At 64.9% G+C, this 12,482-nt stretch carries 11 protein-coding genes; 6 read left to right on the plus strand and 5 right to left on the minus strand.

Annotated features, from left to right (window positions below; translation table 11 throughout):
• The coding region (locus tag DNK59_RS22815) for an MFS transporter (RefSeq protein WP_110724720.1) at positions 1–1,021 on the minus strand (1,021 nt) is incomplete at its 3' end.
• Between the two features lie 319 nt (positions 1,022–1,340).
• Between DNK59_RS22815 and sstT the strand changes: the two genes are divergently transcribed.
• On the plus strand, positions 1,341–2,573 hold the full coding sequence (gene sstT, locus DNK59_RS22820; protein WP_110724721.1) for a serine/threonine transporter SstT: 1,233 nt from the start codon (positions 1,341–1,343) through the stop codon (positions 2,571–2,573).
• Between the two features lie 65 nt (positions 2,574–2,638).
• Here sstT and DNK59_RS22825 read toward each other — a convergent pair whose 3' ends face one another.
• Positions 2,639–3,148: a DUF1993 family protein gene (locus DNK59_RS22825; protein WP_092312759.1), complete on the minus strand. Its 510-nt coding sequence runs from the start codon at positions 3,146–3,148 to the stop codon at positions 2,639–2,641.
• A gap of 71 nt (positions 3,149–3,219) precedes the next feature.
• Positions 3,220–4,248, minus strand: coding sequence for an AraC family transcriptional regulator (locus DNK59_RS22830; RefSeq protein WP_110724722.1), 1,029 nt, complete (start codon positions 4,246–4,248; stop codon positions 3,220–3,222).
• A 175-nt stretch (positions 4,249–4,423) separates the two neighbouring features.
• Between DNK59_RS22830 and DNK59_RS22835 the strand changes: the two genes are divergently transcribed.
• Together DNK59_RS22835 and DNK59_RS22840 are read left to right on the plus strand one after the other, a co-directional pair.
• Positions 4,424–6,943, plus strand: a complete 2,520-nt coding sequence (locus DNK59_RS22835) for an alpha/beta hydrolase fold domain-containing protein (RefSeq protein ID WP_110724723.1) — start codon at positions 4,424–4,426, stop codon at positions 6,941–6,943.
• A gap of 217 nt (positions 6,944–7,160) precedes the next feature.
• The gene (locus tag DNK59_RS22840; protein ID WP_110724724.1) at positions 7,161–7,811 is read left to right on the plus strand and encodes a YceH family protein; all 651 of its coding nucleotides are present in this window, start codon (positions 7,161–7,163) and stop codon (positions 7,809–7,811) included.
• A 120-nt stretch (positions 7,812–7,931) separates the two neighbouring features.
• Here the strand turns inward: DNK59_RS22840 and DNK59_RS22845 are convergent, their stop codons facing one another.
• On the minus strand, positions 7,932–8,750 hold the full coding sequence (locus DNK59_RS22845; RefSeq protein ID WP_110724725.1) for a shikimate 5-dehydrogenase: 819 nt from the start codon (positions 8,748–8,750) through the stop codon (positions 7,932–7,934).
• Positions 8,751–9,004: 254 nt separating this feature from the next.
• On the opposite strand from DNK59_RS22845, the gene DNK59_RS22850 reads away from it, so the two are divergent.
• A complete protein-coding gene (locus DNK59_RS22850) occupies positions 9,005–9,364 on the plus strand; it encodes a hypothetical protein (protein WP_060840205.1) in 360 nt (119 codons plus the stop codon).
• A 276-nt stretch (positions 9,365–9,640) separates the two neighbouring features.
• The gene (locus DNK59_RS22855) at positions 9,641–9,835 is read left to right on the plus strand and encodes a hypothetical protein (protein WP_016965586.1); all 195 of its coding nucleotides are present in this window, start codon (positions 9,641–9,643) and stop codon (positions 9,833–9,835) included.
• Positions 9,836–9,913: 78 nt separating this feature from the next.
• Here DNK59_RS22855 and DNK59_RS22860 read toward each other — a convergent pair whose 3' ends face one another.
• Complete coding sequence (locus DNK59_RS22860; RefSeq protein ID WP_110724726.1) at positions 9,914–10,975, minus strand: AI-2E family transporter; 1,062 nt, start codon at positions 10,973–10,975, stop codon at positions 9,914–9,916.
• A 159-nt stretch (positions 10,976–11,134) separates the two neighbouring features.
• Here DNK59_RS22860 and yegQ point away from each other — a divergent pair, with 159 nt between their 5' ends.
• Positions 11,135–12,460, plus strand: coding sequence for a tRNA 5-hydroxyuridine modification protein YegQ (yegQ, locus tag DNK59_RS22865; RefSeq protein WP_110724727.1), 1,326 nt, complete (start codon positions 11,135–11,137; stop codon positions 12,458–12,460).
• The last annotated feature ends 22 nt before the right edge of the window (positions 12,461–12,482 follow it).

Consider the following 12,482-nt stretch of genomic DNA (forward strand, 5'->3'; position numbering starts at 1 on the left):
CCCCCAGGCCGATCCCCAGGTTGGCCCCGGCGATGTTCAGCGACGCGGCGAATGCCGGCGCTTGCGGCGCGGCCTTGATCAGGCGCACATGGCTGACCAGGAACATCGCGGCCTGGGTCACGCCCCAGACGCCCATGGCCGCCGCCAGCCCCAGGGTCGAATCAATGCTCGGCACCAGGGCCAGCATGCCGCCGATCATCAAGGCGCAGAACACCATGGAGGCGATCAGCGGATGGCGGTCCACGGCCCGGCCGCCCAGGGAATTGCCGATCAGCCCCACCGCGCCAAAACCCATCAGGCACCAGCCCACCAGGGTGCCGTCGAAACCGGCCAGGCGTTCGAGGATGTCCGCCAGGTAGGTATAGGCGGTGAACATGCCGCTGAACACCAGGATCGACAGCAGCACATGCCCCTGCATCAGCGGGCTGCGCAGGATGCGAAACTGCGCCCGCAGGCTCGCTTGCGGGTTGTGCGGCCTGGTTTTCGGCAGATAGACCCACAGCAGCAGGGCCTTGGCGAAGGCCACCAGGGCCAGGATGCCAAAGGCGCTGCGCCAGCCGAACGCATCGGCAATCAGGGTGCCCACGGGAATCCCGAACACCGTGGCACAGACGATGCCGAAGCCGATCTTGGCGATGGCGCGCCCGGCATGATCCGGGCCGACGATATCCACCGCCGTTTCACTGGCCAGGGCCCAGAACACCGGCAACCCCAGGGCCGGCACCAGGCGTGCCAGGGCCATTACCCAGATGTTCGGCGCCAGGGCCGCCAGGGTGTTGGCCAGGCCAAACATCAGCAGCACGCTGATAAACAGCTGCTTGCGCGGAAAACGCGCGAAATACGCCGTGAGGAAGGGCCCGAACGCCGCGACGGTAAAGGCGAACAGGGTCACCAGCAAGCCGGCCTGCGACACGCTGACCTGCAAGTCCCGGGCTATCGACGGCAACAGGCCGACGATGACGAACTCCGTGGTCAACACGGTAAAACCCGCGGCGGACAACAGCAGGATGGGCAACAACATCGAAAACTCCAGAAACAACGACAGCAGCGACAGCCCGAAGGGCCCGCTGACTGGATAGAAAAAGGGGTGGCGAATCTTAACAGAGTGGGTACGGGTCAGGGCAACCGCGCCGGCACCGGGCGTCGCAGGTGGCAGATCGTCACATCGACGCAGGAAGCCCGGGCGCCTGTGATAAAGTCCGCCCCCTGCCAAAAACAGTGGTTGTCGTACTGGCTTGCCCGTCAGGCCAACCGATCGCCCGTTGCCCTTTGCCACCGCATCCCTGGATGCCGGCTCAGCCCCGGCATGCACTGCACATTAAAAAAACAGAGATACCGCTATGAGCGCTGCACCTCCTTCCTTCCTCCACACCCTCAAACGCCTGAGCCTGGTGACCCAGATCGTCATCGGCCTGATCGCCGGGATCGCCCTGGCCCTGCTGGCCCCCGAAGTGGCGAAGTCCACCACCTTCATCGGCAAGGTCTTCGTCTCGGCGCTCAAGGCCGTGGCACCGATCCTGGTGTTCGTGCTGGTCATGGCCTCCATCGCCAACCACAAGCACGGCCAGGAAACCCATATCCGGCCGATCCTGGTGCTCTACCTGCTGGGCACCTTCGCCGCGGCGGTGGTCGCGGTGATCGCCAGCAGCCTGTTCCCCTCGTCCCTGGTCCTGGCCTCCCACGACGTCGCCGTGAGTGCCCCCGGCGGTATCAGCGAAGTGCTGCAAAGCCTGCTGCTGAGCGTGGTGGACAACCCGGTCAGTGCCCTGATGAACGCCAACTTCATCGGCATCCTGGCCTGGGCCATCGGCATGGGCGTGGCCATCCGGCATGCCGGCGAGACCACCCGCGCCGTACTCGATGACCTGTCCAACGGCGTGACCGTCATCGTGCGCGTGGTGATCCGCTTCGCCCCCCTGGGGATCTTCGGCCTGGTGGCCTCGACCCTGGCCACTTCCGGCTTCGACGCCCTGCTCGGCTACCTGCACCTGCTGGCGGTACTGATCGGCTGCATGCTGTTCGTGGCCCTGGTGATGAACCCGCTGATCGTGTTCTGGAAGATCCGCCGCAACCCCTTCCCGCTGGTGCTGACCTGCCTGCGCGAGAGCGGCATCACCGCCTTCTTCACCCGCAGCTCGGCCGCCAACATTCCGGTCAACCTGGAACTGAGCAAGCGCCTGGGCCTGCATGAAGACACCTACTCGGTGTCCATCCCCCTGGGGGCCACCATCAACATGGCTGGCGCGGCGATCACCATCACCGTGCTGACCCTGGCCGCCGTGCACACCCTGGGCATAGCCGTGGACCTGCCTACTGCCGTGCTGCTCAGCGTGGTCGCGGCGATCTGCGCTTGCGGCGCTTCGGGTGTCGCCGGCGGCTCGCTGCTGCTGATTCCCCTGGCCTGCAGCCTGTTCGGCATCCCCAGCGAAATCGCCATGCAGGTGGTCGCGGTGGGCTTCATCATCGGCGTGCTGCAGGACTCGGCGGAAACCGCGCTGAACTCATCCACCGACGTACTCTTCACTGCCGCGGCGTGCATGGCCCAGGAAGACAAGGCGCAAGCCACCGCCTGATCCAACGCCCACTAAAAAGCCCGACCAGGGTCAACCTGGCCGGGCTTTTTTTATCGCCTGGTGTTTTAGAACGCGCCCATGTAATCGCGCTTGCCCACTTCCACACCGTTGTGACGCAGGATCGCGTAGGTGGTGGTGACGTGGAAGAAGAACTGCGGCAGGCCGTAAGTCAGCAGGTAGGACTGGCCACTGAAGCGTTTCTCTTTCGGGGTGCCCGGACGGGTAACGATCTCGATGCCTTCCTTGCCATCGATCTGCGAAGGCTGGATGCCGTCGATGAAGGCCAGCACCTTGGCAATCAGCGCCTGCAGGTCGGCGAAGGTGGTTTCGCTGTCGTCGTACTTGGGCAGCTCGACCTCGGCCAGGCGGGCCGACACGCCCTTGGCGAAGTCCACGGCGATCTGCACCTGACGCACCAGCGGGAACATGTCCGGGTACAGGCGCGCCTGAAGCAGGGCATTGGGCTCGATGTTCTTCGCCGTGGCGTGAGCTTCGGCCTTGTGCAGGACATCGCTCAGGGCATTGAGCATTTGCTTGAAGACGGGAACGGAAGCAGCGTACAGGGAAATAGTCATGACAGTCTCGACACAGATGGCGGGAATACAACGAGCAGCGATTATAGCCACTGCGGCCCGGAGCGGGGCCTTTATCCCGGAGGTCCCCGGCGATAGGCGCTGGGGGCGACGCCGAACCAGCGCTTGAAGCTCTGGGAAAAACTCGACAGATCGCTGAAGCCCAACTCTTCGGCGATCCGGGTCAGACTCAAGGCGCGATTGCCCAACAGCTCAAGGGCCCGGGCACCACGCTGTTCGGCCAGCACCTGGCGATAGCTGGTGCCCTCTTCCTGCAGACGCCGTTTCAAGGTGCGCACACTGGTCCGAGCCAGACGCGCCATGTCCGGCAGATCCGCGACCCTGCCGGCCGGCAGGGCCTCAAGATGCTGGCGGACCAGGGCCGCCGTGCTCTGATGGGCCTGTCGGCGCTCAAGCAACTGCCGGCACAACTGCTCGCACATCGCCACTGTCAGCGGATTGGCCTGGGGCAAGGCGCGATCCAGGAACCGCCGGTCGAATGCCAGGCTGTCCTGCGCCGCCCGGTACTCGGGCACCCGGCCCAGCACCCGCGACACATCGCTGGCCGCGCGATCCGCGGGCGGGGCAGCACGACGGGTCAGGCGCGCCAGAGAAAAATCCTCACCGACAATCTCCTTCATCAAGACCGCGGCAGCGGCCATGTCCCGTTCCAGCAGAAACCCGGCCATCTGCGGATCGGCTACCGGCGGCGCACCGAACACCAGCACGCCCAGATCCCGCTCCAGTCGGTAGTCGATGGACGCGAAGGCATAGGTCAGCGGCAGAAAGCGCAGGGCCAGATTCAGAGCATCCGCCGGCGTCGCGCTGCTGATCAGGCCATAGCCGAACAGGCCGTAGGTGGAGAAGTGGTAACGCGCGCCCACCTCATAGCCCAGCCCGGGAGGATGGCCCAGGAGCTGCAGCAGATTGCTCACCAACCGCAGCTCCTGAGCCGCCAGCAGCAGCGTGTTGGGGTCTTGCAATACCTCCAGGGACACCGCGCAACCGGCCAGCAGGCGCGTCGGCGACAGGCCCCTTTCAAGCGCAAAATTCACCAGCAGCAAGGCGCTGGACGGTCCCCGGGTGAATGCTTGAACGTTCATGGCCTGACTCATGGGCGGCGGATTTGGCCCAAATACTAAAACACTTGTCCCGTTGCAGCATGGGGTCCACGGATATTTACCTCCATGCTTGACTCAACGGGGCCACGCCACCATCGGCAGAACACGGTCCCGAATCGATCCATCCAGCGTCCACAACAATAACAACGAGGTCGTCATGCCCGAATCCACCGCCCCGCAAAACCTCTGCTCCAGCCCCTGCGCGCCCCTGGAAGCCCTGATCATCGGCGCCGGCTTCGGCGGCCTGGGCATGGCCATCGCCCTGCGCAAGGCCGGGGTCAGCCGGTTCCTCCTGCTTGAGAAGGGCCAGGACGTCGGCGGCGTCTGGCGCGACAACACCTACCCCGGCGCCGCCTGCGACGTACCTTCGCACCTGTACTCATTTTCCTTCGAGCCCAACCCGCGCTGGTCCCGGGTATTCGCGCCCCAGGCCGAGATCCACGACTACCTGCAGCATTGCGCCCGCACCTACGACCTGCTGCGACACATTCACTTCGGCAGCGAAGTCCGCCACGCCCGATTCGATGAAACCGGCCATTACTGGCAGGTCATCTGCAACGATGGCCAGGAGCATTTCACCCGCTTGCTGATCAGCGCCGTCGGCCAACTGAGCCGTCCCGCCCTGCCCAAACTGCCGGGCATGGACACCTTTCGCGGCAAGGTCTTTCACTCCGCCCACTGGGACCACCACTACCCCCTGGCCGACAAACGGGTGGCGGTGATCGGCACCGGCGCCTCGGCCATCCAGTTCGTGCCGCAGATTGCCGATCAGGTGGCGGCGCTCAAGGTCTTCCAGCGCTCGCCGGCCTACATCATGCCCAAGGCCGACCGGGCCTACAGCGAACAGGAAAAACAGCGCCTGGCCCAACAGCCCTGGCGGCTGAAACTGCTGCGCGCGGCCCACTACCTGCATTTCGAATCCCGGGCCCTGGGCTTCACTCGCCTCAAGGGCCTGACCCAGTGGGTGGTCGGCATCCCCTTTCGCCAACTGCTGGAGGCCTCGGTGCCCGACCCCGAGCTGCGCCGCCAGATGACCCCGGACTACCCCATCGGCTGCAAGCGCATCCTGCTGTCCAACGACTACCTCAAGACCTTTGCCCGCCCCCATGTCGAGCTGCTGACCCAGGGCATCGCCCGCATCACCGAGCACGGCATCGAAACCCTCGACGGCCAGCAGCACCCGGTGGACGCGATCATCTACGGCACCGGCTTCGCCGCCACCGAGTTCCTTGCGCCCATGCGCATCAGCGGCCGCAACGGCCTCGAACTGAACCAGGCCTGGCAAGCAGGCGCCAGCGCCTACCTGGGGCTCAGTGTCCCCGGCTTCCCCAACTTCTTCATGCTCTACGGGCCCAACACCAACCTGGGCCACAACTCCATCATCCACATGCTGGAAAGCCAGATCAGCCACGTGCTCAAGGCCCGCCAGGCACTGCTGGCCAGCGGCGCGCAAACCCTGGAAGTCGAGGAGGCCCCGCACCAGCGCCTGCAACAGCGGATCCAGCGGCGTCTGGCCGATTCGGTCTGGAGCGGCTGCACCAGCTGGTACGTCGACGCCCGCGGCCACAACAGCACCAACTGGCCCGGATTCACCTGGACCTACAGATGGCTGACCCGCTATGCCGGGCTTGCCGCCTATCGTTTCGCCGGCTCCCTGGAACGGCACTCGGCGGCGGCCGACGGGCAGCGCGTGGCGTCGCCGCGGGATTGGCTGGAACGGGGTAGCGCGGCCTGGCTGCGGCTGTTCCTGCGGGCCAGCTTCCGCGCCCTGATCGGCCCGCCCCGGGAGCTGGTGCGCCAACGCCAGATCGTCAACGCCCTGGCCTGGCTGATGCCCGGCTGCGCCGGGGTTCGCCGCCGGTGGCACTGGCTGGGCAGCTTGCCGGTGCAGAAAGTCGAAGCCGCCGCCACGCCCGGCAAAGGCGCGATCCTCTACCTGCACGGCGGCGCCTTCTGCCTGGGCAGCCCTCACAGCCACTTCAGTATCACCAGCCGTCTGGCCCGGGATAGCGGCTGCAGCGTCTGGGTGCCCGACTACCGACTGGCACCGGAGCATCCCTACCCCGCCGCGCTGGAGGATTGCCTGGCCTGTTACGACGCCATCCGCGCCCAGGGCTGCCCGGCCGAACAACTGCTGATTGCCGGCGACTCCGCCGGGGGCGCCCTGGTCCTGGCCTTGGCCCTGGCTCTGAAACAGCGCGGCGAGGCGATTGCCGCCGGGCTGATACTGCTGTCGCCAGTCACTGATCCGGATCTGCGCGGCGCCAGTCTGCAATCGCGCCAGACGGTCGACCCGATGATTCGCCGCGACTGGCTGGAGCAAGCCCTCAAGGCCTACGCGGCGCCGGCGCCAACCCTGACCCATCGCCCCCTGGAGGCGGACCTGCGTGGCCTGCCGCCCATGCTGATCCAGGTGGGCGACCAGGAGCTGCTGCTGTCGGACTCAGTGCGCCTGGCCAAGCGCGCCCGGCAGGCTGGGGTGAGCTGCCGCCTGGAAATCTTTGAGGAGCGCTGGCACGTCTTCCAGTTGCAGGCGTTCTACCTGCGTTCCGCGAGAAACGCCCTGCTCGCCGTCGCCCGCTTCAGCCGCCAGTGCCTGGAAGCATCGGGGGAGCCCGCAGCCGCCGCGGACTCGACGCCGGCGACACAGCCGGCAACAGATCCGCAACCGAGCTGAGCGGGTCGCCCTCGCCCACAGCGCAAGGGCGGGGGCACTCCGGCAAACCCGGAATCTGTCCGGGTCCGACCAAGTTCTGATGGCAAGATCCGGGTTCTGAAGGTAAAACAGAGCCCCTCCAAGGTGGCCCACCCGGCCACGGAACAACCGCGGTGCCGATCAAGGCCCTGTTGCGGTTTTTCACGACCCACCATCAGTGACCAAGGGACCAGCACTTATGAGCAACGAGCACGACACTCCCGGCGAAGAACTGCGCTTGAGCAGCAGCGATATCCGCATCCTGGGTTCGTTGATCGAAAAGCAGGCCACCAACCCGGAAACCTACCCCCTGACCCTCAACGCCCTGGTGCTGGCCTGCAATCAGAAAACCAGCCGCGAACCGGTGATGAACCTGACCCCGGGCCAGGTTGGCCAAAGCCTGCGCGCCCTCGAAGCCCGGGGGTTCACCCGGCTGGTCATGGGCAGCCGCGCCGATCGCTGGGAACAGCGCCTGGACAAGGCCCTGGAACTGGTGCCGGCGCAGTTGATCCTCTGCGGCCTGATGTTTCTGCGCGGGCCGCAAACCGTCAACGAGCTGCTGACCCGCAGCGGCCGCATGCATGATTTCGAAGACAGCGAGCAAGTCCTGCACCAGCTCGAACGCCTGATCGCCCGGGGCCTGGCCCTGCACATTCCGCGTCAGGCCGGTCAGCGCGAAGACCGCTACACCCATGCCCTGGGCGACCCGGCGGACATCGAGGCGATTCTCGCCGCCCGCGGCAACCCGGTGGAACGCGGCACGGGCAGCGGCGTTTCAGTGGAACGCATCGAAGAACTGGAAGCACGGATTGCCGCCCTGGAACAGCGCCTGGCCCAGCTCGAAGGCTGATACTCATAGCCGCTGCCGAAAGCTGCGATTGCCCTCCAAAAACGGCGCGGCGCCCTTGCGGGCGCCGAAGGCCGTCAGGACCCGATCACAGCCTGCGGCAGCGGCTACAGGGTTTCGGTTTCAGGCCCGGGCGAAGGCCACGGCCTTCTGGAACTGCTCCTCGCTCGGGCGCACCCCGGTATACAGCACGAACTGCTCCAGAGCCTGGATGGCAATCACTTCCAGGCCGGTGATGACCTGCTTGCCCTCGGCCTGGGCCCGCAGGATCAAAGGCGTCTGCGGCGGCACCGCCACCACATCGAACACCCTGTCCGCCGCCGCGATCGCCTCGGCGTCGAACGCCAGTTGCTGCGCCTCAGGCCCGCCGCTCATGCCGATCGGGGTCACGTTGATCAGCATCTGCGGCCGCAGGCTGCCCAACTCGGCCTGCCACTCATAGCCCAGGGAACTGGCCAGAGCACGCCCGGCCACTTCGTTGCGGGCCACGATTACCCCGCGGGCATATCCGCCATCACGCAAGGCGCTGGCCACGGCCTTGGCCATGCCGCCGCTGCCGCGCAGGGCGAAGGTCGACTCCCGGGGCACGGCGTGTTCGGCCAGCAAGCGGGCCACGGCGATGTAATCAGTGTTGTAGGCCTTCAGATGGCCGTCGGTATTGACGATGGTATTGATCGAGGCAATGGCCCGGGCCGAGGCATCCAGCTCATCCACCAGGGCGATGCAGTCTTCCTTGAACGGCATGGACACGCCGCAGCCACGAATACCCAACGCGCGAATCCCTCGCACCGCGCCGGGCAGGTCCCGGCTGCTGAAAGCCTTGTAATAGAAGTTGAGCCCCAACTGCTCATACAGGTGATTGTGAAAGCGCAGGCCGAAATTCCCCGGACGCCCAGACAGCGACATGCACAGCTGGGTGTCTTTGTCGGGATTCATTTGCATGTTCATCTCCTTGCTGGGCACTTTCGGATAGACGGGATTGGTCAGCCAAGCCCTTGTGCCCGATCATATCGCCGCGGGTTCACAGGCCTCTTCGACGCCCAGGGATGACGGTAAAGAGGCCGGTACAGACCTTACACAATATTTACTCAGCGGCTGTGCAGATTTTGCAGAAACCGCTGTCTTAGAAGTATCCCCGCGTCAGTTCTTGAGTCTGGTGCAGACCATGAACGCGGAGGTTGAACCGAGGAACAACCATGATTTCCAAAATCCCCAAGATAGCCTTGCTCATTGGCGCACTCGCTGTCGCAGGCCAGGCATCCGCCCACGGCGGTGGCTGGGCCGGGCCCGCCGCACTGGGTGCTGTTGTCGGCGCAGCCGTAGTGGGTTCGGTGATCGCCAACCAGGATCGTCCGGTCTATGTGCAGCAGGCGCCGGTGTATGTCCAGCCGCAGCCGGTGTACGCCGCGCCACCGCCGCCGGTCTACTACCAGCCAGCCCCGGTCTATGTACAGCAACCGGTCTACTACCGCCCGGCACCGGTGTACTACGGCCCGCCCCGCGGCTACTACGGCCACCCTCATTACTACTACGGCCCGGGTCCCGGCCGCTGGTAACACAGCACTGAAACAACCACAGGCCCCGCCCATCCAGCGGGGCTTGTTGCATTTTGCCATCACCCAAATGTCTGAATAGCTCAGCATCATGTCGCGATTGGAACAGTATTTGCCTGAAAATCCGGCAATAGTGTGCCCATCCCAGCGACGCGTCGGGCGACATGGGACTGTCACGCATGTGTCATTCAGGGACTGCAAGATCAATCGGGTCCGCTCGCCCCGCGCCTGTCATAGCAGCCCCGCCACAACAGGCCCATAACAACAAGGACGAACCCCATGCCCACGCAAAACCCGCACCGCGTCGAAGGCCTCTGCACCTCCAGCCGGGTGTACGACGCCCTGACCGAACTCAAGCATCTGGAAGGCCATCGCAGCGCCAAGTTCCTTTCGCTGCTGACCCAGAACCTGGTGCGCAAGGGCCTGCTCAACGAGCAGGAAGTGCTGCACATGCTCGATCAGGTGGTGGACTGAAGCGTCCATACCAGTAGCACCGGTAGCAATCTCCGACAACACAATAGGTGATGTTTCGTAGCACCGGGCCATCCAGTACTAGGGCAATCGCACCCGGGGCCGGGTTTCGCCGAACAGCGCCCAGCTCGACATGAACAATGCAGCGATCAACGGCCCGATGACAAAACCGTTGAGGCCGAAAACCGCCAGCCCGCCCAGGGTCGAGATCAGGATCAGGTAATCCGGCATCCGCGTGTCCTTGCCCACCAGGATTGGGCGCAGCAGGTTGTCCACCAGACCGATCACCAGCACCCCGAACAGCACCAGCAGCACCCCTTGCCAGATCGCGCCGCTGACCAGGAAATACACCGCCACCGGCCCCCAGACAATCCCCGCCCCCACTGCCGGCAACAGCGACAGAAAGGCCATCAACACCGCCCAGAGCAAGGCGCTGGGAATGTCGAGAAACCAGAAGATCAGCCCGCCCAGGGCGCCCTGGGTCACCGCCACCAGCACATTGCCCTTGACCGTGGCCCGCACCACCCGATTGAACTTCAATTGCAGACGGCGCTTCTGGTACTCGGCCAGGGGCACGGCGCTGCGGATCTTGCGCACCAGCTCGGCGCCATCGCGCAGAAAGAAAAACAGCAGGTACAGCATGATGCAGAAACTCACCACGAACTCGAAGGTGCCCTGGCCGAAGCTGAAGGCCTGGGTCGCCAGGTACTGGCTGCCCTGCATCGCGCCCTTGACCGCCTTGTCCTGCAAACCCTTGAGTTCGCCCAGGCCCAGGCGGTCCAGCCAGTGCTGCAGGTACGGCGGCAGGCCGTGCTTGAACTGGGCCAGGTAGCCGGCGATATCCAACTGGCCGCTTTCAATCTTCTGGTACAAGTCGGCGCCTTCCTGAACCAACAGCACACCGGTGATGATCACCGGCAGGATGGCGATCAACAGACAGATCAACAGCGTGCACAGGGCCGCGAGATTGCGCGGCCAGCCAAACTTCGACTGCAGGCTGCGCTGCAGGGGAGCGAAGACGATGCCCAGGATCACCGCCCAGAACAGCGCCCCGTAGAACGGCAGCAAGATCCAGATAAACGCCACCGTCACCAGGGCCAGCAACAGCAGCAGGCTTTTGTTTTGCAGGTTGCTTTGATTCATGTCCGATCCAGGTCAGCCGACGCCCGATCGCGGCGTCCTGGGGGTTAGTCCGCAGCCGCGAGGCCGAGTGCGTTTTTTCTGCGCCAGACATAGACCCAGATCAATGAATGCCCCGGCGCACTGGCTTACCCTCGCGACCTTTTGCGACCGACAAGCCCCATGACGCTCCTCGCCAAACCCGAACTCCTGGCCCCCGCCGGCACCCTGAAGAACATGCGCTACGCCTTCGCCTACGGCGCCGATGCGGTGTACGCCGGCCAGCCGCGCTACAGCCTGCGGGTACGCAACAACGAATTCGACCACGCCAACCTGGCCCTTGGCATTCGCGAGGCCCAGGCCCAGGGCAAGCGTTTCTACGTGGTGGTCAACATCGCCCCGCACAATGCCAAGCTCAAGACCTTCCTCAAGGACCTGCAACCGGTCATCGACATGGCCCCGGATGCGCTGATCATGTCCGACCCGGGCCTGATCATGCTGGTGCGCCGGCACTTCCCGCACATGCCGATCCACCTCTCGGTGCAGGCCAACACGGTGAACTGGGCCAGCGTCGAGTTCTGGCAGCAACAGGGGCTGACGCGGATCATCCTGTCCCGGGAGCTGTCGCTCGAAGAGATCGAGGAAATCCGCCAGCAAGTACCGGCCATGGAGCTGGAAGTCTTCGTCCACGGCGCGCTGTGCATGGCCTACTCCGGACGCTGCCTGCTCTCGGGCTACATGAACAAGCGCGACGCCAACCAGGGCACCTGCACCAACGCCTGCCGCTGGAAATACAAGGCTGAAGAGGCCACCGAGAACGACCTCGGGGAAATCGTCCAGACCTTCCAGCCAGAGCCGACCCTGGGCCTGGGCGCGCCCACCGAGCAGGTGTTCCTGCTGCAGGAAGCCAATCGCCCGGACGAACTGATGCCGGCCTTCGAGGACGAGCACGGCACCTACATCATGAACGCCAAGGACCTGCGGGCGGTGCAGCATGTGGAGCGCCTGACCCGCATGGGCGTGCACTCGCTGAAGATCGAAGGCCGGACCAAGTCGCACTTCTACTGCGCGCGCACCACCCAGGTGTACCGCCGGGCCATCGACGACGCGGCGGCCGGACGCGAGTTCGACCGCAGCCTGATGAACGACCTGGAATCCCTGGCCCAGCGCGGCTACACCGAAGGCTTCCTGCGCCGCCATGTGCATGACGAATACCAGAACTACCAGAACGGCAGCTCGGTGTCGGAGCGCCAGCAGTTCGTCGGCGAACTCACCGGCGAGCGCCGTGACCGCCTGGCCGAAGTCAAGGTCAAGAACCGATTCACCGTGGGCGATCACATGGAACTGATGACCCCCAAGGGCAACTTCCACTTCGATCTGCACGAACTGCAAAACGCCAAGGGCGAAGCCATCGAAGTCGCCCCCGGTGACGGTCACACCGTGTACCTGCCAATTCCGGATCAGGTCGACCTGCGCTTCGCCCTGTTGATGCGTGACATCGGCGCCTGAACCGCCTCCCCCCGGCCAGCCG

The sequence above is a fragment of the Pseudomonas sp. TKO26 genome, from assembly GCF_003225665.1.
Lineage (GTDB): Bacteria > Pseudomonadota > Gammaproteobacteria > Pseudomonadales > Pseudomonadaceae > Aquipseudomonas > Aquipseudomonas saponiphila.